The following is a 23,044-nucleotide window of genomic DNA, read 5'->3' as shown; positions in this document are numbered from 1 at the left end:
TGTGTTGACTACAGTATCAGTTGGTGTACAAACTATTGCCACACCAAGCAATTGGAGAGACCTGATGAGCAAGAAGACCGACGGACTGAGCCTGCCCTACCGGATCCGCTGGCGCCTGACCTGGCTGCTGCTGCACATCGCCGGCCCCGCGACCCTCCCGGACCACCTCGACCCTCGCCGCCGGATGGAACGCGAACGCGCCGCCCGAGTCGCGCGTTTCCAGGCCGCGCACCACGCCTGACCGGGCGGTGACCTGCCCGATAGGGCAGGGTGGGTGACATGTCATCCCCTGAAGAGGAATATGCGCCCAGCCCGACCGGTTGGGTCCGCGCCGCGGTCGAGAAGATGGTGGCGGCCGGCGACACCAGCGTCGGCGGATTCGACGGTATGGGCGTCGTGCTGATGACCATGCGCGGCGCCAAGTCGGGGAAGCTCCGCAAAGTGCCGGTGATGCGGGTCGAGCACGATGGCGTGTACGCCGCGGTCGCGTCGCTCGGCGGGGCGCCGAAGAACCCCGTCTGGTACTACAACCTCCAGGCCGACCCCAAGATTCAGTTGCAGGACGGCGAACGCACCGGCGAGTACGTGGCCCGTGAGATCCACGGCGAGGAGTACGAGCTGTGGTGGAAGCGCGCCGTCGAAGCCTTCCCCAACTACGCCGAGTACCAGACCAGGACCACCCGGATCATCCCGGTCTTCCTGCTCGAACCGTATGCGGTCGCCGACTCGGCACCCGGCTCGTGAGACCCTGACTCCCTGAAGTCCGGGGCGTTGCGCCCGGCCGAGTTCTGGGAGTTCTCCTGACCACACACGACGCGGTGCGGGAACCGTTCGTCGGGTCGACGCGGTTGCGTCTGGCCGGACTTGCACTGCACGCCTATACCGCGAGCGGAACGGTGCTCGCGTTGCTGATCGTGATCGCGGCGATCGACGGGGACGCGGTCCGCGCGCTCTGGCTCGGCCTGGCCGCGCTCTGGATCGACGGTACCGACGGGATGATCGCGCGACGGCTCCGGGTGAAGGAGACGATCCCGTGGTTCGACGGCGCGATGCTGGACAACATCGTCGACTATCTGACGTACGCGTTCGCGCCGATCGTGTTGCTGTGGACCGGCGGCTTCCTGCCGCACGGCTTCATCGGCGCCGCGCTGGCCGCGCTGCCGCTGCTTGCCTCCAGCTACCAGTTCTGCCGGACCGACGCGAAGACCGACGACCACTTCTTCCTGGGCTTCCCGAGCTACTGGAACGTGGTCGCCTTCTACGTCGTCGTGCTCGACCTCGGCCAGACCGCGACCGGCATCATCCTGCTGACCTGCTCGATCCTGGTCTTCATCCCGATCAAGTACGTCTACCCCTCGCGGACCAAGGCGTTCCGGACCACGAACCTGGTCACCACGCTGATCTGGCTCGGCTCGTACGCCGTCCTGCTGACCCAGATGCCGAACCCGAGCGCGATCGTGGTGGCGATCTCACTGGCCTATCTCGTGTACTACGGAGTGCTCAGCCTGTACCTGACCTTCTGGGCCCCCAGACGCAAGGCCGCCTGAGTTGATCCTCGGTCTGGGCGCGGCCCTCGGCGCCGCAGTCGTCTTCGGCATCGCGTCGATCCTCCAGGCGGTCGGCTCCCGCAAGGTGCCGACCGGCTCGGAGCTCGACCCGCGGCGCTTCGGCGGGTTCGTCATCGCCCTGCTCAAGCAGCCCGCGTGGCTCGGCGCGCTGGTGCTCCAGCTGGCCGGCTTCGGACTGCACTTCGTCGCGTTGCGGCTCCTTCCCCTGTACCTCGCTCAGGCAGGTATCGCGGTCAGCCTCGTGGTCACCGCCTTGCTGGCGACCCGGTTGATGGCGGACAAGCTGTCCGCGATCGAGTGGTCGGCCGTCGTCGCGGTCTGCGGCGGACTCGGCCTGCTCGCGGTCTCGTCCGGTGACGCGGGGGAGGCGGCCGTCCATCACGGCCTGACGATCGGAGTCATCGTCGGGTTGATCGCCATCGCGGTGCTCGGTGGCGTGGCCAGCCGTTCGGAGCACGCGAGTGCGACGGCGGTACTCGGGGTGCTCGCGGGATTCGGGTACGCCGGGGTGGCGATCTCGGCAAGGATGCTCGACGACAGCTCGATCGGCGCGCTGTTCGCCAGCCCCACGACGTACACGCTGCCCGTCTCGGCCGCGCTCGCGTTCCTGCTCTACTCGCTGGCCCTGCAACGCGGCTCGGTGACTCTGGCGACCACCCCGATGATCGCCCTCCAAACGATCACCCCGGCCGCCGTCGGCGTCTTCCTGCTGGACGACAAGATCCGCGACGGCTGGTACACCGGCGCCATCGCCGGCTTCGCGGTCACCGCCATCGGCGCCCTGATCCTCGTCCGCTTCGAAAGCGTCAAGGACGAGGTGGCTACCGACTCGGCCACTTCCACGCCGGCTCGTCCAGAGGGCGCTGACCCTCGATAGTCGTCTGGCCGAACTCCTTCAGCAACTCGATGGTGTTGAAGTCGACGGCGGTTTCTTCGGCGCCGGACCGGAGAGCGGACTGGAAGGGGCGGGAGTGGGTCACCACGATCACCTGGGTGTTGCGAGCGGCCGTGACGACGAGGTTCGCCAGCGCAGGCAGCAGGTCTGGATGCAGGCTCGTCTCGGGTTCGTTGAGCACGAGGAGCGCCGGTGGCCGGGGTGTCAGCAAGGCGGCCACCCACAGCAGGTACCTGAGTGTTCCGTCGGACAGCTCAGCACCTGACAACGGCCTGAGCAGCCCGTACTGCCGGAAGGCGATCTCGAACCGGCCGTTGTTGTTCTCGATGGCCAACTTGCTGCCCGGGAAGGCCTGCTCGATCGCAGTGTCGATCGCACGCGGCGCGCCGATCTCCTTGATCGTCTGCAGGGCGGCCGCGACATCGGCGCCCTCCGGGCCGAGCACCGTGGTGCGCGTGCCGATCTGCACCTGCCGGGCGGGGGCCTCGGCATCGGTCCGCAAATGGTCGTAGAACCGCCAGGACCGCATCCGCTCGCGTAACGTCAACAGCTCCGGCGCGCGCTCCGGATCGGCATACTCACTGAGCATGCTGTCGAAGGACTGCAGCGGATGACGGCTGTCGTGCCACTTCCCGTCGTCGTCCCGGATCCGGACCCCGCCGCTGCCGCGCTCGGCCAGCAACGCGCTGGGGCGCAGGAATGGTCCGGCCCACAACACTTCACGCTTGATCTCGGGGTCCAGCGCGAAGGCGGATGAGCTGGGCATCGGCAATCCGAGGTCCATCGCATAGCCGTAGTCCTCCGACGCGAAGCCCATGCGGAGGTGGACCGCCTTCGTCCGTACCGTGCCCTGGATCGGTTGCTCGCCTCGCCGGACCGCCTTCGACACGTTCTCCGGACCGGCCCACAGCGTGGACTGCAGCCCACCCTCGTGGGCCAGCGCCGCCACCGCCCCGTTGCGCGAGGCATCGGCCAGCAACCGCAAAGCCCTGTACAGACTCGACTTCCCGGTCCCGTTGGCCCCGCTCACCACGTTCAACCGCCTCAACGACACCACCAGCCGCCGCAACGACCGGTAGTTCTCGATAGCCAACGTGGTCAACATGCCAGCCAACGTAGCCGCCACCGGGGACAAGTTCGCGAGACGGCAGACTGTCCGCATGACCACACCGATCCGCCTCGGCATCGTCGGGCTCGGCGCGATGGGCCGGCATCTGCTGACCGAAGCTCTGAGCCACCCGGACTTCACCGTCACCCACGCCGTCGACCTCGCCCCGACCACCGTCGCCGCACTCCAGGGCGAGCACCCCGACGTCAGCTTCAGTACTTCGCCGGCCGACGTGATCGGGGCGGACGACGTTGACGCGGTCTACATCGCGACCCCACCGGCCACCCACGCGGCGCTCGCGGTACCGGCCTTCGAGGCTGGTCAGGCGGTGTTCTGCGAGAAACCACTCGCGGTGTCGAAGGCCGACGCGGCCACGATGCTCGCCGCGGCAAGCGCGTCCGGCCGGGCCGCCGCGGTGAACTTCTCCTTGTCGGACCGGCAGACCACTCGGTACCTCGAGCAGGCGATCGCGGACGGCCGCGTCGGCGACGTGCTGGGGGTCGAGATCCGGCTCGCCTTCCCCGTCTGGCCGCGGGCGTTCCAGGCGGAGGCGACCTGGGTGGGGGAGCGTGAGCAGGGCGGGTTTGTCCGCGAGGTCTTCTCCCACTTCGCGTACCTCACCGACCGGCTGGTAGGCGCGCTCGTACAGGTCCACGTCGAGATGGAGTATCGCGACGAGGCCAGCGAGACCGGTGCGTACGGGTTGATGATGGCGGGCGACGTTCCCGTGCACCTGATCGGTACCGTCGGCGCCGCCGGACCGGAGACCTACGAGTGGTTGCTGCGGGGAACCAAGCAGTCCTACAAACTGACCGGCTGGCGCGACCTGTTTGTTGCTGAGGGCAAGGACTGGCGGCCCGCCGAGCTGACCGGCGAGCCGGGCTCCGAGGCTACTCGGCTGACCCTGTTCGCCCAGGCCGTGCGGGGTGAGCATCCGCGCGACCTTGCCGACTTCGCGGCGGGCGAGCGGGTCCGGCAGATCGTCGAAGCGTTTCCGCGCGAGTAGCTCTTTCCCGGCAATCGAAGCCGCCCCGCGCCTCGAGAGGCGCGGGGCGGTTCAGATGCTGCTCAGGCCAGGGAGTCTTCCCAGGCCTGGTGGAGGTCGGCGTAGTTGCCGCCGGTGTCGATCAGGTCGGTCGGCGCGCCGTCCTCGATGATGCGGCCGTGCTCGAGCACGATCACGCGGTCGGCGGTCTCCACCGTGGAGAGGCGGTGGGCGATGACGATCGCGGTCCGGTCGTCGAGGATGGTCCGCAGCGCGCGCTGGATCAGCCGCTCGCTGGGGATGTCGAGGCTCGACGTCGCCTCGTCCAGGATCAGTACCGCCGGATCCGCCAGGAACGCCCGGGCGAACGCGACCAGTTGCCGCTGACCCGCCGAGAGCCGGCTGCCGCGCTTGGCGACCGCCGTCTCGTACCCGTCGGGCAGCGCCATGATGAAGTCGTGCGCGCCGATCACCTTGGCCGCCTCGACGATCTCGTCCATCGTCGCGTCCGGCTTGCCGAACCGGATGTTGTCGGCGACCGAGCCGGTGAACAGGAAGTTCTCCTGGGTCACCATCACCACCCGCTCGCGCAGGTCGTCCTCGGTCAGGTCGCGCAGATCGATCCCGTCCAGCAGCACGTGGCCGCCGGTCGGGTCGTAGAACCGCGCGACCAGCTTGGCGATCGTGGTCTTGCCGGCTCCCGTAGTACCGACGAGGGCAAGTGTCTGCCCGGCCGGCACATCGAGCTCGAGCCCCGGCAGCACCTTCACGCCGTCGACGTACTGGAACTGCACGTTGCGCAGCTCCAGATGCCCGCGCGCGTGCGTTGCGGGCGTCGCGGGCTTGACCGGCTCGGGAACGTCCGGCCTTTCGTTCAGTACGCCGGACAGCTTCTCCAGCGCGGCACTCGCCGACAGGAAGGTGTTGTAGAACTGCGAGATGTCCTGCAGCGGCTCGAAGAACTGCCGCAGGTACAGCAGGAACGCGGTCAGCACCCCGACCGTCACGTGCCCGTGGTACGCCTGCCAGCCGCCGTAGGCCAGGATCGCGACGATCGTGATGTTGCCGACGCCCTTGATCGACGGCATGAAGATCGCGTTGATCCGGAACGACTCGAGGTTCGCCTCGCGGTACTTGTCGTTGACCCCGTAGAAGATCTCCTCGTTGCGCGGCTCCCGCCGGAACGCCTGGACCGCCCGGATCCCGTGCATCGACTCGACGAAGTGCACGATCACCAGGACGACGGCCTCGCGGGTCCGCCGGTAGACGATCGCCGACCGCTTCCGGAACCACGCTGTCAGCAGGAACAGCACCGGGAACGACAGCAACGCCAGCAGGCCCAGCTTGACGTCCAGCGTGAGCAGCAGGATCGCCGTACCGACCAGGGTGAGCAGCGCCGTGACCAGCCCGTCGAAGCCGGTCTCCAGCATCTCGTCGATGACATCCACGTCCGATGTCAGCCGCGAGATCACCCGCCCTGACGTGTACTTGTCGTGGAACGACGGGCTGAGCCGCTGGAAGTGGTCGAACACCCGCCGGCGCAGACCGAGCAGGATGGTCTGCCCGAGCCGGCCGGACCGCATCAGGAAGATCTGCCGGGCGCCGGCCTGGATCAGCGCCGACGCGAGCACGATCAGCACGATGTCGATCAGCGTCGACGTGCCCTCACCCGCCAGGATCGGCGGGATGCCCTTGTCGATGCCGAGGTGGACCAGGTACGGCACCGCCAGCCGGGCCGCGTTCTCCACCACGACGATCGCGACCAGCAGCCAGATCATCTTCTTGTACGGCCGGAGCAGCTCGCCGAGCAGTTTGCGCGACTGCTCCTTGAGCCGCAGGGTCGTCGCCTTCGACAGCTCCCGGTCCGGGTCCTCGGCGTACCCGCGCCAGGACTCCTCCTGGTTCGGCTGATCAGTAGGCTGAGGTGTTTGCTGAGTGGTCGTCATGCGTGCACCTCCTCCTCTTCCGCCGCGAGCAGCGTCCGGTACGCCGGTACCGTCGCCAGCAACTCCTGGTGCGTACCGACGTGGGTGATCGTGCCGCCCTCGAGCAGCGCCACCTGGTCGGCCAGCATCACCGTCGACGCCCGGTGCGCGACCACGATGCCCGTCGTGGCGGCGAGCACGTTGCGCAGCGCCTCCTCGACCAGTGCCTCGGTGTGCACGTCCAGCGCCGACAACGTGTCGTCCAGGACCAGTACTGCCGGCCTGGCCAGTACTGCGCGCGCCAGTGCGAGCCGTTGCCGCTGGCCACCCGACAGGGACATGCCCTGCTCGCCGACCCGGGTCTCCAGCCCCCAGGGCAGCTCGTTGGCGAAGGTCGCCTGAGCGATCTCCAGGGCCTGCTGGACCTCGGCGTCGGTCGCGTCCGGCCGGCCGAGGGTGATGTTCTCCCGGGCGCTCATCGAGAACAGCGTCGGGTCGTCGAACGCCGACGCGACCGCGCTGCGCAGCGACTTCAGGGTGAGGTCGCGGACGTCGTGCCCGTCGATCGTGATCCGCCCGCCGGTGACGTCGTACAGCCGGGGGACCAGCGACGTCAGGGTGGTCTTGCCCGAGCCGGTGGCGCCGACCAGGGCGAGCGTCGTACCGGGAGCCAGGTCGAGGTTGATGTCGTGCAGGACGTCGGCCGAGTCCGGGCTGAACCGGAAGCTGACGTTCTCGAAGACCAGGTGGCCGCGCGGGTTCACCAGCTCGTCGGGACCGTCGGTGATGGTGGACTCGGTGTCCAGGATCTCGCTGATCCGGTCCGCCGACGTCATCGCCTCCTGCGCCATCGCGAGGATGGTGCCGAGCGACTCGACCGGCCAGATCAGCGACAGCATCAAGGTGATGAAGGCGACCAGGGTGCCCAGCGTGATCGAGTGCCGGCCGACGGCGAGCGCGCCGAGCAGCAGCACGATCACCAGGGTCAGGTTCGGGATCACCTCCAGGAAGGTCCAGAACCGCGATGCCAGCTTCACCTTGTCGACCGAGGTCTCGTACAGCTTCACCGCGCCGTCGTCGAACTGCTTCTTGACGTGCTCGCGGCGGCCGAACGCCTTGATCACCCGGAAGCCGACCGCCGACTCCTCGATCCGGGTGGCCAGGTCGCCCTGCTGGTCCTGCACCCGGCGGGAGATCGCCAGGTACTTCTTCTCGAACTTCAGCGAGACCACGATGATCGGCGCGGCGGCCACCAGGACCACGACGCCGAGCGGCCAGTACAACTGCAGCAGCAGGAAGGTGACGACCACCAGCTGAAGGATGTTGATCACCAGGAACAGCAGACCGAAGCCCATGAACCTGCGGATCGTGGACAGGTCGGCGGTCACCCGGGAGAGCAGCTGACCGCTCTGCCAGCGGCTGTGGAACTCCATCGGGAGGGCCTGCAGCCGGATGTAGAGGTCGTTGCGGAGATTGGCCTCGAGGTCGCTGACCGCGCGCGACTGGGCCCACCGGCGGACCCAGACCAGCAGTACTTCGCTGATGCTGAGGCCGAGGGCCAGCAGGCCGAGCGGGAGCAGCAGGTCGATCTCGCGCCGGGTGACGGGGCCGTCGATGATGGCCCGGGTGACGAGCGGGACGGTGAGGCTGACACCTACGCCGAGGATCGCCGTGGTGAACATCGTCACCAGGCGCCACTTGTGCGGGCGGAGGTAGGGGCGGAGTCGCCAGAGATTCTGGCTCCGCCGGGGGTTCGTGCGGTTGGAGGGGGCAGCGATAGAGGGCGCTTGGACAGGGTGCTCAGAGGGCATCTGGAGGGGCGCACTTCCCAACATGGCTCGACTCGGGATTGGCTGGCTACCGGAAAACGGCGCACTTTCCAGTATCCCGTAGTGGTAAGCGCTTGTCCTGCGCTTTCCATTCCCTGGAGCTGAGTTACAGCTTGTTGCAATGAACGAACCCCGCCACCGGGCGGTGACGGGGTTCACACTGATCACGTTCCGTTATGAGTCTCAGTACCTCAGGAAGGCGACGCCGTCGATCACGGCCGGGGCGGTGGAGGTCGAGATGATCTTGACCGTGCCGGTGCGGAAGACGGTCGTCGGCAAGTAGATGACTTTGCGGGCGGTCGTGGTGGCGGCCAGGCTGACGGTGCCGATCTTGACGCCCGCATGGTAGACGTCGACCTTGCCCTGGCCGGGTCCGGTGATGCCTACCACCGCGATCCGCAGGCCCGCTTCGCCGGTCTTCGCCAGGTACGCGCCGTTGGCCTTCAGGATCGTGGTGGTGCCCTGGTAGGCGAGCGTGCTTGTCGACCGGGTGACCGTGCCGGAGGACGGCAGCGCCCGGTCGTCCTGTGGGGCCACCGAGCAGAGCGGCACGGACCAGGCCGACAGGTTCCCGACGACGTCGCGGGCGCGGATCATGAAGCACTCGTCCCAGCCGAGCCGTGGGGTCCAGGAGATGGACTGGAGCTGGGTGTTCTGCCAGGCGGCGGGGTAGACCCAGCTGCCGAAGGCGGCACCGGCCGCGGCGGTCTTGTAGACGATGTCGTACGTCGCGACCGCGGTCTCGTCGGTGTAGGCCCAGCGGACGGTGGCGGGCGTCGCCAGGTTGGTCCGGTCGCCGATCCGCAGCGTGACGGCGGTCGGCGCGATGCCGTCGACCTCACTGCAGTACGAGGTGCTCCAGTTGCTCAGGTTGCCGGCGTAGTCAAGCGCTCGCACCTGCCAACACGTGTCCGTGCCCGGTACCGCGCTGTAGCTCGCCGCTGTCGTTGTGAGGCCTTGCCAGCTCGGTACCTGGTTCCAGGCCCCGTACGGCGAGGTGCGGTTCGGCCGCTGCTGGATGCGGAGGTCGTAGGACTTGACCCCGGTCGCCGGGGCGTTCGGGTCCTGCGGGTCGGTGTAGGCCCAGTCGAACGACAGGCTCGTGTTGTCCCGCAGCCGGTCGCCCGCGGTGGCACTGGTCAGCACGGGCGCAGTGGTGTCGGGGCGCTGCTGCGGGTCCGCCGCCAGCCAGCTGAGGCTGATGATCCGCGGCCGGGCGTCCGGGTCCGCGTAGATGAGCTTGGCGCCACCAGAACCATCTGGGCGGAAGCTGGACGGCTGCAGTCGCCCGTTGATCGGGCCGTACCGCCGTTGACCGAGACCCTGGTCGTTGAGGTCGGTGACCAGCAACTCCTTGGTCGAGAGCCCGGCGGCGTCCTGCCCGACAGCGGTCTGTACTACGAACCCGTTGCCCAACTGGGAGTCCGCCGCGACTGTCAGGTTGCGCGGCGCCTCTGGGCCCTTGATGTCGATGACCTGCTTGCAGCCATCGAGCAGTGCCCAGCGACCGTTGACGCTGTCCGGCCCGACTGTGCAGGCGCTGGCCACTGCGATCGTCTTGGTCGCCTGCGTGGTGAGGTCCTTGCCGGTCAGCACTCCGGTCGCGGTGACCTTCCAGACCGAGCTGTCGGCCATGGCGAAGGGCACTGCGTAGTCCGCGAGCTTCGTCTTGCTCGCGACGTCGTAGACCTCGGCGGTCGCCGCATCCGGCGCACGGTGCGACACCAGCTTGCCGCCCTTGCCCAGCACGACCTCATCGGTCGCGGGGAAGGTGAGATCGCCGCCAGAGCCGCGCACCCGAGCGATACCGGCCTGGTACGTGACCAGGGTGGTCCCCTCGAGCTGGATCGGCTTGGTGGAGTTGCTGGTGCTCAGTGATGACCAGGTGGTGCCGTTGCTGGTCGTCTCGTACACGCCGTGGTCTGGCTGATAGTCGGCGGTCACTACGCGCGCGCCGGACATAGCCACTCCGCTGACCTGAGCAGCGAAGGCGGGAGTCGCCTTGACCGTCGTCAGCACGCCGTCTGCTCCGACGCTGGCCACCTTGCTCTGGGCACTGACCAGCAACCGGCCGTTGCCGAGATCTGCCGCGTTATGGACTCCAGTGACGAACGCTGGTGTGACAGTGCCATCGCTAGCCGCGATCTTGGCGAGCTGCTTGGTCTCAGGCACCAGTACTGCGAGGTCGTCGCCAACTGTGAGCAGTGGGAGTCCGAACGGCACCTCCACCGAGCCAGTGGTTGCGCCTTGCTTCCAGCCGACCGTCTTGGAGTTGGCGGTGGCAGCGGTCTGCCAGAGCACCCGGTTGGGAGTCAGCGCAGCCCAGGCCGGGTTGGCGGGCAGGGTCGCGACAGCGGTCGCAGTACCGGTTGCTGTGTCTACTACTGAGAGGTGGCCGGCTACGGCGATCAGGATCGAGGTGGCGGTGGTGTCGAGGATGGCGGGGTCGCCGAAGGCTGCGCCGGTGACTGGCTTCTCGGTGTTGTCCACTGCGCGCAGCGCGAAGGAGCTGTCGGCTGCGCGGGACAGCAGGATGCCGCCGGGGTAGGCGCCCTGGTACGTCGCTCCGGCCGGTATCGCGACCTGGCTGACCGCATCAGTGGCGATGTCGCGGAAGGCTGTTTGGTCAGCGGCTGGCGTCACGACGTACTTGCCGAGCAGGGTTGGCGGCTTGTCCGGGGCGTCACGGAGTCGTGGGGAAGTACGGGCCAGTGCGCCGTTGGTGGTGCTGAGGATCTCCCACGGCTCGGGCGAGTGGTCGTCGGGCTGGCCGTACGACGTCACGTAGTACGAGCTGGTCGCCTGTCTGATCTGGAGCGCGGGGTCGGCCACGGAGCGGTTGCCGACCAGTTGGCCCTCGCCGAGGTGCTGCGGCGGATCGGCGGCCATCACCTTCACGGCGGCCAGTGGCAGCAGGACGACCGCGCAGGCGGCGGCGACCAGTTTCGAGCGCAGCATCATCAGAACGCAAACCCCCTCGGCGGCCGAGCCACCGTGTCTTCTCCTGATCGCGGCACCATAGCCGGTAACCCGGAGTAACGGAAGCGCCTGCCCGGAAATCCGATGGACACGCGCAGTGACGCGGAGGACCCTGGGAAATGTTGTCCGAACCCGCTGAAAGGACCCGATGCAGGCCGCCATCACCGTGACGCCGGCGCAGTTGCCGGACGTGTTGCTGAACGTCGCCGTGGTCCGGCCCGTCTTCGTCTGGGGCGCGCCCGGGATCGGCAAGAGCAGCCTGGTTCGCGCGTTCGCCGAGTCGCTCGGGCTGGACTGCGTCACGCTGCTGGGAACGCAACTGGCGCCGGAGGACCTGATCGGCGTACCGCAGATCGTGGACGGGCGGAGCCGGTTCGCGCCACCGGTGAGCATTGCCCGCGAGACGCCGTACTGCCTGTTCCTGGACGAGCTGAACGCGTCCTCGCCGGAGGTGCAGAAGGCGTTCTACTCGCTCATCCTGGACCGCCGGATCGGCGAGTACGAGCTGCCCGCGGGATCGGTCGTGATCGGCGCCGGGAACCGGGCCACCGACAACGCGCTGGCCCGGCCGATGGCCTCGGCGCTGCTCAACCGGTTGGTACATGTGCATCTGAGCGCGTCGGCGAGGGACTGGCTGGCGTGGGCGGCCGAGGCCGGGATTCACCAGTGGGTGCTGGACTATCTGCTTAACCGGCCCGATCACCTGTGGACCGCGCCGCCGAAGACGGAGGAGCCGTTCTCGACGCCGCGCAGCTGGCACATGCTGTCCGACGCGCTGCACTCCTACGGCGACGGGGTGGACGACGAGACCGTCCGGATCCTTGCCTTCGGCACCTTGACCGCTTCGCACGCCTCGACCTTCCGGGCGTTCGTGAAGACGGTCCGGAACGCGTTCGGGCTGGAGGCGGTGCTGAAGGGTGACGCTGCCTGGCCGGCCGCTGCTGAGGACCGGGATCTCCTGTACTTCCTCGCCGAGACGTTCCGCGCCCGGCTGGTGAAGGAGCTGTCGGCCGACAAGGCGTCGGCGAGCCCGGCGGCGCGGCAGTTGGCTTATCGCGGCAAGGCACTGTTGGTGGAGCTGGCCGAAATCTCATTGGAGGTAGCCCAGATCGTGATCGCATCCGACGACAACGGACGTCCGGTACTGCCGTCCTGGTTCCTGGTCGAGGTCACCCGCGACCTGCCCCGGCTCGTGGCTGCCCGGTCCTGACATGGCACGGTGGGCGAGCAGGCCGGGCTGGTGGGCGAAGAAGCCGGCCCGATGGGAACCGAAGCTGACCCGCTGGGAGAAGCGAGCGGCACGGCGAGAGCAGAAGCCGCCCCGCTGGGACAACGGCCCGGCCCGCTGGGCAGCCCGCGCCAGACGCGGCCTTGGCTGATGGGCAGCTGCGGGGACTGGCTGACGGCTCGGCGGGGGACTGGCAGCGGTCGCCGGGGGATTGGCTGATGGCTCGGCGGGGGCCTAAGAAGGATCCGGCGCTGGAGGCGGTCCGGGACGGCTGGGGGCGGGTCGCCGCTCATCCGCTCTTTCGGCCGATGGTCAGCTACCGGACGGAGCCACGGCGGGTGCAGAACGGCCCCTGCCCGGCTGACGGGTGGGCGGTGGTCGACTCGGACGGAGCATTCTTCGCCCACCCGACCCGGCTGGCCGATGCGGATCAGTGGGCTTGGGTTTTCGCGCATCTGTTGATCCACCTGGGGCTGGGGCACGCGTCGCCGGAGCGGCCCATGGCAGATCATGCCGCGGCGGCTGCTGGATGCGTCGCGGTCAACCGGTTCCTTGCGTCGCTGGGGATCGGGCGGGCCGTGGTGCCGTTGCCTGATGAGCTTCCTGGGGCCGACGAGGAGGTGCTGGCACGGGGGTGGCGGCGTACCGGCGTACCGGCTGGGTTCGGGCAGTTGGGCGTGGCTGGGCATGTGAATGACGTGGTGGTGAAGCCCTGGACGGGGTGGGGCGATCCGCCCGCCTGGGAGGACTGGTTTGCCGCTGGGCTCTCGGACGCGGCTGCGGCGGCTGTAGAGGTCGCTGGTGGGGTGCGGTCGTCGCTGTCGGACGCGGCCGGTCGTATGGATGAGTGGGACCGGGCGCTGGGGTGGTTCGTGTCGTCGTACCCGTTGCTGGGGGCGCTGGCGGCGAGCATGACGGTGGTGGCCGAGGCGGAGCTCGCCCGCGGGTGGGACATCCACGTGGCGGCGGTGAACGCCGAGGTGGGGGAGATCTACGTGAACCCACTGCACAAGCTGACGCAGAACGAGTGGCGCTTCGTGATGGCCCACGAGATGCTCCACGCCGCCCTGCGCCACGGCGCTCGCGTTGCCGGCCGCGACCCGTACCTGTGGAACGTGGCGGCCGACCTGGTCATCAATGGTTGGCTGATCGAGATGGGCGTCGGCACGATGCCGGACGGAGCCCTGTACGACGTAGCGCTGCGTGGACTGTCCGTGGAGGCCGTGTACGACCGGATCACGACTGACCTGCGCAGGTACCGGAAGCTGGCGACTCTGCGGGGTGTAGGGCTCGGCGACGTGCTGGGCCAGCCACTGCCGCGGGTAGGTGAGGCTGCGCGGGCTGCTGACCTTGACGACATCTACCGGCGTTCGCTGACTACTGGGCTGGCGTACCACGACAGCAGTCGAGGCCTGCTGCCCGCGGGGCTCGTGGAGGAGATCAAGGCGCTCGACCATCCTCCACTGGCTTGGGATGCGCAGTTGGCGCGCTGGTTCGAGGAGCATGTGCCGGCTGTGTCGAAGGTACGGACGTATGCTCGCGCGTCGCGTCGCCAGGCGAGTACTCCGGACATCCCTCGGCCGGGGTGGATCCGGCCGACCAGTGTCGAGCGACTGCCGACGTACGGGGTGGTGCTGGATACGTCCGGCTCGATGGATCGCGGCCTGCTGGGGAAGGCGTTGGGGGCTATCGCGTCGTACTCGGTGGCCCGGGACGTACCGGCGGCGCGGGTGGTCTTCTGCGACGCGACGGCGTACGACGCGGGCTATGTGCCGGTGGACGACATCGCTGGCCGAGTGAAGGTGCGCGGGCGAGGCGGGACAGTGCTGCAGCCCGGGGTGGACCTCCTGGAGCGCGCGGACGACTTCCCGGCGGACGGCCCGATCCTGATCATCACGGATGGCGACTGCGACGTCGTACGGGTGCGGCGTGAGCACGCTTGGCTCATACCGGCCGGTGCAACGCTTGCCTTCACTCCAAGGGGTCCTGTGTTCCGCGTGCAGTGAACCTCTGCTGCTGTGAGGTTGTAGCTGTGTGGCGCAACAGGGAATTCCTCAAGCTGTGGTCCGGTCAGGCCATCTCCTGGACCGGTAGCGCGATCACCACCGTCGCCATGCCGCTGGTTGCCGTCGTCGCCCTGCACGCGTCGCCTGTGGAGATGGGTGTGCTCGCGGCCCTGAATGTCCTTCCCCACTTGGTGTTTGGGCTCCCTGCCGGCCTATGGGTCAGCCGCCTCTCCTTGCGCCGAGTGCTGATCGTTGCTGACCTCGGCAGAGCAGTGCTGCTCGGTGCAGTCCCTGTCCTGGCGGGCGTCGGGCACCTACAGATGCTCCATCTCTACCTGGTTGCCGTTGGCGCTGGCACCCTCACACTGCTGTCCGACACCGCGTCACAGTCGCTGCTACCGGTGCTCGTCCCGCGCGAGGACCTGATGTCCGCTAACAGCGCAACGCTCTTCACCCAAACCGTCGCCGGCACCACCGGCCCTTCGCTGGCCGGCGCCCTGATCGCAGCCGTCAGCGCCCCGTTCGCCATCACCTTCGACGCCCTCTCCTACGCAGGATCCGCTTTGGCCTCTCTGTTGTTGAAGGAACCGCCACACTTGCCAGTCACCCGCGGCCCTGCCTTGACTCTCACCGGCGGCCTCCGGGTGCTCTTCGGTGACCCGCTGCTCAAACCGCTGGTCATCTCCGCCACAGCGGCCGCGGCCTTCGGTGCCCTCCAAGCGCCGCTCGTAGTCCTCTACCTAGTCCGCGAGCTCCACTGGTCCCCACTACTCGTCGGCGCCGCCATCACCGTCTCAGGAGCCGCCTCCGCACTCGGCGCGCTCGCGGCCCCGGCGTACGGGCGTCTGCTGGGCTTAGGCCGCGCCTACATCACCGGCCAACTCCTCGCGTCCCTCTCAGGCCTAGCCCTGGCAGCAGCCCTCACCCCACTAGCCTTCCTCAGCCAGCTCCTCACCGGCCTCGGCATGCCCCTGTACGGCGTACCGCAACGCACCCTCCGTCAATCCCTGGTCCCGCCAGCCCTACTCCCACAAACCACAGCCACCTGGCGCACCCTCGTCATCGGCGGCCAAACCCTCGGCGCCCTCGCCTCCGGAGCGCTAGCCACCACCCTGGGTCTCCGCATGACCTTCCTCCTAACCACAGCAGCCATGCTCACCACCACCCTCTACTCCGCCCGCTCCCCCCTCCGCCACAAGCGATGATGGCCGGATGACCAGCTGGCTCGCCCGCTCGGCGTCGAAGGTGACAACAGACCCCCCGGCGCGTTCGCCGCGGTCTTTGTCGTGGACATGTACGAGGACAGCTCCTCGGCCGTGGCGTACTTCGAGACCGGCTACGGCCGTACCGGCGCGTGCTACAACCCGTACGGCAAGGGGCACGCCGGCGTCTGCAACCTGGACCTCAAGGAGGGCTCGCGGATGTGGGGGTCGCGTTGGGGTGGGGTGGCTGGCAGAGTGGGCGGATGCTGACGCAGGTGGCTGACGGGGTGTGGGTGCGGCAGAGCGAGTGGGTGTGGAGCAATGCCGTGGTGGTGAGCGGGGAGGACGGGTTGGTGATCATTGATCCCGGTATCGACGGTGCCGATCTGAGCCAGCTTGCGGATGATGTGGAGCGGCTGGGGATTCCTGTGGTTGCTGGGTTCTGCACTCATCCACATTGGGACCACCTGCTCTGGCACTCCCGATTCGGTGACGTGCCGCGGTACGCGACAGCAGGCTGCGCGCAGGTTGCCAGCGAAGCGCGGGAGCGGGCGCAGGCGATGGCGGCGGACACTGCGTCGGGCATCCCGCTCGAGCTGATCGGGCTCCTCACCCCGCTGCCTGCGGACGGGGGAGGCGTACCGGGCAAGCTCATCGAGCACCAGGCACACGCTGTCGGCCACGCCGCGATCCTCCTCGCCGACCGCGGCGTACTGATCGCCGGCGACATGCTCTCCGACGTACTGATCCCACTCCTCGGCGCCCGCCGCCCCGGTCAATTGGACGCCTACGAGGCAGCCCTCGCCCAACTGGATGAGGCAGCCCAGTACGCCGATGTCCTGGTACCGGGCCACGGGACCGTGGCCAAGGGGCCCGACCTGGCCGCCCGCCTGGCCGCCGACCGCGCCTACATCGACGCGCTCCGCCAAGGGGCCGACTCCACCGATCCCAGGCTGGCCCAAGACTGGCTGGCCGGCCCCCACCAGTCGAACGTGGCGCAGGCCTCTGCAGCAGCCTCCTAGGGTGTCGCCATGGCCGCTCGGATTCAGATCGCAGTAGCTGTACTTGTCCGCGACGGTCTCGTGCTGCTGGTGCACCGCCATCCATCGCGACGCTGGTATCCCGACAGCTGGAGCTTCTCCGCCGGCGGACACGTCGACCCGGGCGAGTCGCACCACCAGGCGGTCATCCGCGAATGCCGCGAAGAACTCGGGATCCACATCCACGACCCGGTACCGATCCCGATGACGATCAGCGACCCCACGCTCGACGTGCAGGCGTTCCTCGTCACGCGCTGGGACGGCGAGCCGGTCAATGCGGCCCCGGAAGAGCATGACGATCTCCGCTGGTTCCGCCCCAGCGATCTCACAGAGCTGAAGCTGGCCCACCCCGAGAGCCTCCCGACCCTCCTGGGCGCCATACAGAAAGGCCCCCAGCCTCAGGAATCCTGCGACTAGGGGCCTTTCGCGTGCTGAGCGGGTGACGGGAATCGAACCCGCGTAGTCAGTTTGGAAGACTGGGGCTCTACCATTGAGCTACACCCGCATGCGCCCTTTGGTGGGCACACGCACATGATTCCACATGGCCCGGCCAGGCCTCAAACCGGTTCCCGTCGGCGCCTCGGACGGGGGTGGTGGCGCGAGCACTGGTCCGCGTCCACTAGACTCGTGCGGTCACTGCGGGGCGTAGCGTAGTGGCTAGCGCGCCTGCTTTGGGAGCAGGAGACCGCAGGTTCGAGTCCTGTCGCCCCGACAAACCCCAGCAGCACCGTGCAGCGTGGCCTGTCCGGCCACGGCTGTGAACGTCATCGACCAAGGAGAACCGCCACCGTGAAGAGCACCGTCGAGTCCTTGAGCCCGACCAAGGTCAAGCTCATCGTCGAGGTGCCGTTCGAGGAGCTCAAGCCGAGCCTCGACGCGGCGTACAAGAGCATCGGAAGCCAGATCGTCGTCCCGGGCTTCCGCAAGGGCAAGATCCCGCCGCAGGTCATCGACCAGCGGGTCGGTCGCGGTCCGGTGCTCGAAGAGGCGATCAACGACGCGCTGCCGAAGCTGTACTCGCAGGCCGTCCAGGACAACCAGGTCAAGGCGATCGGCCGGCCCGAGGTCGACGTGACCGAGTTCAACGACAAGGAGAGCCTGCAGTTCTCCGCCGAGGTCGAGGTCCGCCCGGAGATCACCCTGCCGGATCTCGAGGGCATCGAGGCCGGCGTCGAGGACATCGCGATCTCCGACGACGAGGTGAACGAGCAGATCGAGGCGCTGCGCCAGCGGTTCGGCGCGCTGAACCCGGTCGAGCGCGCGGTCGCCGACAAGGACTTCATCACGATCGACCTGTCGGCCACCAAGGACGGCGAGAAGATCGAGGAGGCGCAGGCCACCGGCCTGTCGTACCAGGTCGGCAGCGGACAGCTGCTCGACGGCCTGGACGAGGCCGTCATCGGGCTGAACGCCGGCGAGTCGAAGACCTTCGTGACCCAGCTGGTCGGCGGTGAGCTCAAGGGCGAGGACGTCGACGTCGAGGTCACCGTGACCGCGGTCAAGGAGCAGGAGCTGCCGGAGTTCGACGACGACTTCGCGCAGACCGCGTCGGAGTTCGACACCGCCGAGGAGCTCACTGCTGACGTCCGCACCCGGCTGGAGCGCGGCAAGCGCCTCGAGCAGGCCGGCGACGCGCGCGACGCGGTACTCGAGAAGATCCTCACCCTGGTCGAGGTGCCGGTCCCCGAGGGCCTGCTGACCGACGAGCTGGCCGCCCGCCGGGAGAACCTGGAGCAGCAGCTCGGGTACTCCGGGATGAGCTTCGCGCAGTTCCTCGAGGGCGAGGAGCAGACCGAGGAAGAGTTCGACGAGGACCTGAAGAAGCGTTCCGAGGACGCGATCAAGGCCCAGTTCGTACTCGACCTGGTGGCCGAGCAGCAGGAGCTGAGCGTCAACGACCAGGAGCTGACCGAGCACATCGTCCGGCACGCCCAGCGTTCCGGCGTCAGCCCCGACCAGTTCGCCCAGCACGCCGTCGAGAACAACCTGGTACCGAGCCTGGTGTCCGAGGTGGTCCGCGGCAAGGCGCTCGCCCACCTGGTCGAGAACGCCAAGGTCACCGACGCCTCCGGCAACGTGATCGAGCTCAAGACCCTCCAGCCCGACGGCACCTACGCCGACCCGTCTGAGGCCGACGCCGAAGCCCCCGTGGCCCCCGCCGAGGAAGAGCCCGCCAAGGCCTGAACCACCTGAACAACAGCCGACGGCCCCGGATCCGCCATGGATCCGGGGCCGTCGGCGTCAGGCCCTGGGTGAGTGGGTCAGCACACGGGTGCCGTCACGGTGTTGGCGATCATCGTAACCGCGGTTTGGGCCAGGGCCCGGCCCGGTGTGAGGGTCGCGCCGCTCTGGGCGACGATGGCGGTTTTCCCGAGGATGACGCCCTTGGTCGCGGCGCCTCCTGCCAGGGTGACCTGGCTGGCGGATTGCCAGATCACGTTGCAGGCGCGGGCTCCACCGGTCAGGACGATGTTGGCGGATCCCGCGAAGTTCAGGGTGCCGGCGACCTGGAAGATGAAGACGTCATTGACACCGCCATTGAGGGTGACGGTCCCGGACACGGTCACGCCGGTCGTCCACTTGTAGACGCCGCGGGCCAGGGTCACGGGTCCGGTGACCGCGCCGGCGAGGTAGTTGAGGGAGTCGGCCGGCGTCCGGCCGGCGGCGTCGTTGTAGGCGGTGACCTCGTTGCTCACCGCGGTGATGAGATTGGCCGGGGTGGGAGCGGTGTAGTCGGCGGCGTACACCTTCCCGACAACACTCGGGGAGGTGGCGAACGTGCCGAACTGGGTCAGGCTGAAGCCGGTGATCGCGCTCGCGGCGGACGGGGAGATCCCCATGTCGCCGGTGACGGTGGTGACGCCGGTGGTACTGATCCCCGAGCTTGCCAGGATCGCGTAGTTTCCGGCGGCGCCCAGGCTCACGGGAGCGGGATTGGTGTAGGCGTAGGCCGGACTCGCGACCACAGTGGATGCCCCGAGGAGAGCCAGCCCACACAGCAGGACCACACCCTTCCGAGGCAGCCCGCGGCGGGTGTTTCGTTTGACAACGGGTGTGGCGTGAACGGTGTCGACTGGCATGAAAGCCAAGCCTTCCCTGGTTCTCTGGTTGCGCTAGGCCGCTGGTAAGCGACCCGGGTGCGCGGTGGAGATCACCGTGCGGTATCCGGCCTTGAGCCATCCGCTACGTCTCGTGTCTCCTTGATTCCTCTACGTAATCATGGGTCGGGCTGATTAGCCAGACCCGGAGGCACCACCATGGTGATCGGAACCATTCCGGAGTTTGCTGAGGGCAGATGGCGTGCGCCGTGAGCGAACAGGTGGCTACCAGCCTTAGGTCTGTGGGTGGGGACCAGTAATGTCGGCTTTGTGAACGAGACATTTGCAGCCAGCCCCACCGCCGCGGGCGGTGCCGGATCCGGCGGACTAGACGACCACATCTACCAGCGCCTGCTGAGCAACCGGATCATCTTCCTGGGGTCCGAGGTTCGCGACGACAACGCGAACGCCATCTGCGCTCAGATGCTGCTCCTCAACGCCGAAGACCCCAACAAGGACATCTGGCTGTACATCAACTCGCCGGGTGGCTCGGTGGACTCCGGCATGGCGATCTACGACACCATGCAGTGGATCTCCAACGACGTCGCCACGGTCGGGATGGGCCTGGCCGCCTCGATGGGCCAGTTCCTGCTCTGCGCCGGCGCGAAGAACAAGCGCTTCGCCCTGCCGCACGCGCGGATCATGATGCACCAGCCATCGGGCGGCATGGGCGGTACGGCCTCCGACATCAAGATCCAGGCCCAGCAGTCGCTGCACATCAAGGCGCAGCTGTTCAAGCTGATCGCCGAGCACACCGGCCAGCCGCTGGAGCAGGTCGAGACCGACGCCGACCGGGACCGCTGGTTCACCGCGGACCAGGCGAAGGACTACGGCTTCATCGACCACGTCGTGGCCAGTGCTGCTCAGCTGAGCAGCGGCAGCCCGAACTCCTGACCTCTCCTGCGAAACTAAGGACACCAGCATGAACTACTTCATCCCGCAGTGGGAGGAGCGCACGTCGTACGGCATGCGCCGGATCGACCCCTACACCAAGCTGTTCGAGGACCGGATCATCTTCCTCGGCACCCCGATCACCGACGAGATCGCCAACGCCGTGATGGCGCAGCTGCTCTGCCTGCAGGCGATGGACTCCGACCGGGACATCAGCATCTACATCAACTCGCCCGGTGGCTCGTTCACCGCGCTGACCGCGATCTACGACACGATCCGGTACATCAAGCCGGACGTGCAGACGGTCTGCCTGGGCCAGGCTGCCTCCGCGGCGGCGGTACTGCTCGCAGCCGGTACTCCGGGCAAGCGGCTCGCGTTGCCGAACAGCCGGATCATCATCCACCAGCCGGCCACCGAGGGCACCTACGGGCAGTCCAGCGACATCGAGATCCAGGCCAACGAGATCCTGCGTCTGCGGGCACTGCTGGAGACCATGCTCGCCGAGGCCAGCGGCAAGCCGCACGAAGAGGTCTCGCGCGACATCGAGCGGGACAAGTTCCTGACCGCCGACCAGGCGATCGAGTACGGCCTGATCGACGACATCCTGCAGACGCTCAAGACCCCGGTCCCGGCCGGCGTCTGAACGACCGTTCCGCTTCGGCGGTACCTCCCCGCGAGCCGTGCACTGTCAAGTGACAGTGCGTTCGCCACCGGCGTAGTCACAACGCGTCGGTGAGCGCGGCGTTTCGGCCCCGGGCGCGGTACCGTCGAAGCGAGTTCCGGGTGGGGATCAACACCTGAGATGGTTCAGGTTCGAGTCCGCCCGGTTCGACTGCTCAGAGAAGGGATCTGTCCCGGTGGCACGCATAGGTGACGGCGGTGACCTGCTCAAATGCTCGTTCTGCGGCAAGAGCCAGAAGCAGGTCAAGAAGCTCATCGCCGGTCCCGGCGTCTACATCTGCGACGAGTGCATCGATCTCTGTAACGAGATCATCGAGGAGGAGCTGAACGAGGGCTCCGAGGTCGGTCTGACGGAGCTGCCCAAGCCCCGGGAGATCTACGACTTCCTCAATGCCTACGTCGTCGGACAGGACGTGGCGAAGAAGGCGCTCGCGGTAGCGGTCTACAACCACTACAAGCGGGTCCGCGACGGTCAGGGCTCGTCGAGCGCCGGCCGGCACGCGAAGGACGAAGCCGTCGAGCTGGCCAAGTCGAACATCCTGCTGATCGGCCCGACCGGCTGTGGCAAGACGTACCTCGCCCAGACGCTGGCCCGGATGCTGAACGTCCCGTTCGCGATCGCCGACGCCACCGCGCTGACCGAGGCCGGCTACGTCGGCGAGGACGTCGAGAACATCCTGCTGAAGCTGATCCAGGCGGCCGACTACGACGTCAAGAAGGCCGAGACCGGGATCATCTACATCGACGAGGTCGACAAGATCGCCCGCAAGAGCGAGAACCCGTCGATCACCCGCGACGTCTCCGGCGAGGGTGTCCAGCAGGCGCTGCTGAAGATCCTGGAAGGCACCACGGCCAGCGTTCCGCCGCAGGGCGGCCGCAAGCACCCGCACCAGGAGTTCATCCAGATCGACACCACCAACGTGCTGTTCATCGTCGGCGGCGCGTTCGCCGGCCTGGACCACATGGTGGAGCAGCGGGTCGGCAAGAAGACGCTCGGCTTCAACGCCAAGCGCGAGCCGGAGAAGCCCAAGGAGCTCAGCGGCTACTCCGACGTGATGCCGGAGGACCTGCTCAAGTTCGGTCTGATCCCCGAGTTCATCGGCCGGCTGCCGGTGATCACCACGGTCTCCCCGCTGGACCGGGACGCGCTGATCAAGATCCTGTCCGAGCCGAAGAACGCGCTGGTCAAGCAGTACCGGCGGCTGTTCGAGATCGACAACGTCGAGCTGGAGTTCAGCGAGGACGCGGTCGAGGCGATCGCGGACCAGGCGCTGCTGCGCGGCACCGGTGCCCGCGGGCTGCGCGCGATCATGGAAGAAGTCCTGCTCAACGTGATGTACGAGGTGCCGAGCCGGGAAGACGTCGCCAAGGTCGTCGTCACCGGCGAGGTCGTCCTGGAGAACGTCAACCCGACGCTGATCCCGCGCGACCAGATGGTCAGCAAGCGCGAGCGCCGCGAGAAGACCGCCTGAGCCCAGTCACCGAAGAGGCCGGCATCCGCTGACAAGCGGATGCCGGCCTCTTTCGTTTGCCTGCGCGTCCGAGCCACCCAGGAATTCACCCAATCGGCCGTTGTCCAGTAGGACAAGGTGTAGGAAAGTTACGAAAG

19 protein-coding genes, 2 tRNA genes and 1 pseudogene are annotated in these 23,044 nt (G+C 67.8%); 16 read left to right on the top strand and 6 right to left on the bottom strand.

From position 1 onward, the window contains the following. Positions 1-64: 64 nt before the first annotated feature. From ACIA12_RS14800 to ACIA12_RS14785, 4 genes are all read left to right on the top strand, one after another. Complete coding sequence (locus tag ACIA12_RS14800; protein WP_396367496.1) at positions 65-241, top strand: hypothetical protein; 177 nt, start codon at positions 65-67, stop codon at positions 239-241. A 38-nt stretch (positions 242-279) separates the two neighbouring features. Then, positions 280-744 (top strand): nitroreductase family deazaflavin-dependent oxidoreductase, encoded by a 465-nt coding sequence (locus ACIA12_RS14795; protein WP_396367495.1) that lies wholly within the window; start codon positions 280-282, stop codon positions 742-744. Positions 745-818: 74 nt separating this feature from the next. Then, on the top strand, positions 819-1,547 hold the full coding sequence (locus tag ACIA12_RS14790; RefSeq protein ID WP_396367494.1) for a CDP-alcohol phosphatidyltransferase family protein: 729 nt from the start codon (positions 819-821) through the stop codon (positions 1,545-1,547). A 1-nt stretch (position 1,548) separates the two neighbouring features. Then, entirely contained in the window at positions 1,549-2,445 is an 897-nt protein-coding gene (locus tag ACIA12_RS14785) for a hypothetical protein (RefSeq protein ID WP_396367493.1), read from the top strand. Here ACIA12_RS14785 and ACIA12_RS14780 read toward each other — a convergent pair. After that, a complete protein-coding gene (locus ACIA12_RS14780; RefSeq protein ID WP_396367492.1) occupies positions 2,390-3,568 on the bottom strand; it encodes an AAA family ATPase in 1,179 nt (392 codons plus the stop codon). The genes ACIA12_RS14785 and ACIA12_RS14780 overlap by 56 nt on opposite strands. Positions 3,569-3,623: 55 nt before the next feature. Between ACIA12_RS14780 and ACIA12_RS14775 the strand changes: the two genes are divergently transcribed. After that, positions 3,624-4,577 carry a Gfo/Idh/MocA family protein gene (locus tag ACIA12_RS14775; protein WP_396367491.1) on the top strand — a complete coding sequence of 318 codons (954 nt, stop codon included), beginning with the start codon at positions 3,624-3,626 and terminating at the stop codon, positions 4,575-4,577. A gap of 62 nt (positions 4,578-4,639) precedes the next feature. Here ACIA12_RS14775 and ACIA12_RS14770 read toward each other — a convergent pair whose 3' ends face one another. The 3 genes from ACIA12_RS14770 to ACIA12_RS14760 all read right to left on the bottom strand — a co-directional run bounded on the left by ACIA12_RS14770 (position 4,640) and on the right by ACIA12_RS14760 (position 11,271). Then, on the bottom strand, positions 4,640-6,502 hold the full coding sequence (locus ACIA12_RS14770) for an ABC transporter ATP-binding protein (RefSeq protein ID WP_396367490.1): 1,863 nt from the start codon (positions 6,500-6,502) through the stop codon (positions 4,640-4,642). Beyond that, on the bottom strand, positions 6,499-8,163 hold the full coding sequence (locus tag ACIA12_RS14765) for an ABC transporter ATP-binding protein (RefSeq protein WP_396368288.1): 1,665 nt from the start codon (positions 8,161-8,163) through the stop codon (positions 6,499-6,501). Before ACIA12_RS14765 ends, ACIA12_RS14770 begins: the two co-directional genes overlap by 4 nt. 330 nt (positions 8,164-8,493) lie before the next feature. Continuing rightward, positions 8,494-11,271, bottom strand: a complete 2,778-nt coding sequence (locus ACIA12_RS14760) for a hypothetical protein (protein WP_396367489.1) — start codon at positions 11,269-11,271, stop codon at positions 8,494-8,496. 166 nt (positions 11,272-11,437) lie between these two features. Between ACIA12_RS14760 and ACIA12_RS14755 the strand changes: the two genes are divergently transcribed. The 6 genes from ACIA12_RS14755 (at position 11,438) to ACIA12_RS14730 (ending at position 17,182) form a co-directional block, all read left to right on the top strand. Next, positions 11,438-12,499, top strand: coding sequence for an AAA family ATPase (locus ACIA12_RS14755; protein WP_396367488.1), 1,062 nt, complete (start codon positions 11,438-11,440; stop codon positions 12,497-12,499). Positions 12,500-12,735: 236 nt separating this feature from the next. Beyond that, positions 12,736-14,523, top strand: a complete 1,788-nt coding sequence (locus tag ACIA12_RS14750) for a hypothetical protein (protein ID WP_396367487.1) — start codon at positions 12,736-12,738, stop codon at positions 14,521-14,523. A 26-nt stretch (positions 14,524-14,549) separates the two neighbouring features. Further along, complete coding sequence (locus ACIA12_RS14745) at positions 14,550-15,728, top strand: MFS transporter (RefSeq protein WP_396367486.1); 1,179 nt, start codon at positions 14,550-14,552, stop codon at positions 15,726-15,728. An 81-nt stretch (positions 15,729-15,809) separates the two neighbouring features. Further along, positions 15,810-15,995: a hypothetical protein gene (locus tag ACIA12_RS14740; protein ID WP_396367485.1), complete on the top strand. Its 186-nt coding sequence runs from the start codon at positions 15,810-15,812 to the stop codon at positions 15,993-15,995. Beyond that, the gene (locus tag ACIA12_RS14735) at positions 15,989-16,747 is read left to right on the top strand and encodes an MBL fold metallo-hydrolase (protein WP_396367484.1); all 759 of its coding nucleotides are present in this window, start codon (positions 15,989-15,991) and stop codon (positions 16,745-16,747) included. The genes ACIA12_RS14740 and ACIA12_RS14735 overlap by 7 nt, the downstream gene beginning before the upstream one ends. A 9-nt stretch (positions 16,748-16,756) precedes the next feature. Next, complete coding sequence (locus tag ACIA12_RS14730) at positions 16,757-17,182, top strand: NUDIX domain-containing protein (RefSeq protein ID WP_396367483.1); 426 nt, start codon at positions 16,757-16,759, stop codon at positions 17,180-17,182. A gap of 17 nt (positions 17,183-17,199) precedes the next feature. Here the strand turns inward: ACIA12_RS14730 and ACIA12_RS14725 are convergent. After that, positions 17,200-17,270 (bottom strand) — tRNA-Gly (locus ACIA12_RS14725). A 134-nt stretch (positions 17,271-17,404) separates the two neighbouring features. Between ACIA12_RS14725 and ACIA12_RS14720 the strand changes: the two genes are divergently transcribed. Both ACIA12_RS14720 and tig read left to right on the top strand, forming a co-directional pair. Further along, positions 17,405-17,477: transfer RNA gene (locus ACIA12_RS14720), tRNA-Pro, on the top strand. Positions 17,478-17,554: 77 nt separating this feature from the next. Then, complete coding sequence (tig, locus tag ACIA12_RS14715; protein ID WP_396367482.1) at positions 17,555-18,949, top strand: trigger factor; 1,395 nt, start codon at positions 17,555-17,557, stop codon at positions 18,947-18,949. A gap of 77 nt (positions 18,950-19,026) precedes the next feature. Here tig and ACIA12_RS14710 read toward each other — a convergent pair whose 3' ends face one another. After that, positions 19,027-19,731 carry an ice-binding family protein gene (locus tag ACIA12_RS14710; RefSeq protein WP_396367481.1) on the bottom strand — a complete coding sequence of 235 codons (705 nt, stop codon included), beginning with the start codon at positions 19,729-19,731 and terminating at the stop codon, positions 19,027-19,029. 402 nt (positions 19,732-20,133) lie between these two features. Between ACIA12_RS14710 and ACIA12_RS14705 the strand changes: the two genes are divergently transcribed. The 3 genes and pseudogenes from ACIA12_RS14705 to clpX all read left to right on the top strand — a co-directional run bounded on the left by ACIA12_RS14705 (position 20,134) and on the right by clpX (position 22,907). After that, the gene (locus ACIA12_RS14705; RefSeq protein WP_396367480.1) at positions 20,134-20,757 is read left to right on the top strand and encodes an ATP-dependent Clp protease proteolytic subunit; all 624 of its coding nucleotides are present in this window, start codon (positions 20,134-20,136) and stop codon (positions 20,755-20,757) included. A gap of 22 nt (positions 20,758-20,779) precedes the next feature. Then, positions 20,780-21,397 (top strand): annotated as a pseudogene (locus tag ACIA12_RS14700) (ATP-dependent Clp protease proteolytic subunit); the annotation flags it as partial. 214 nt (positions 21,398-21,611) lie between these two features. Next, positions 21,612-22,907 (top strand): ATP-dependent Clp protease ATP-binding subunit ClpX, encoded by a 1,296-nt coding sequence (clpX, locus tag ACIA12_RS14695; RefSeq protein ID WP_328321187.1) that lies wholly within the window; start codon positions 21,612-21,614, stop codon positions 22,905-22,907. Positions 22,908-23,044 lie beyond the last annotated feature (137 nt).

It is taken from the genome of Kribbella sp. NPDC051620, from assembly GCF_044453825.1.
In the GTDB taxonomy this organism is placed as follows: domain Bacteria; phylum Actinomycetota; class Actinomycetes; order Propionibacteriales; family Kribbellaceae; genus Kribbella.
This window is presented reverse-complemented; position numbering and strand designations above follow the sequence as displayed.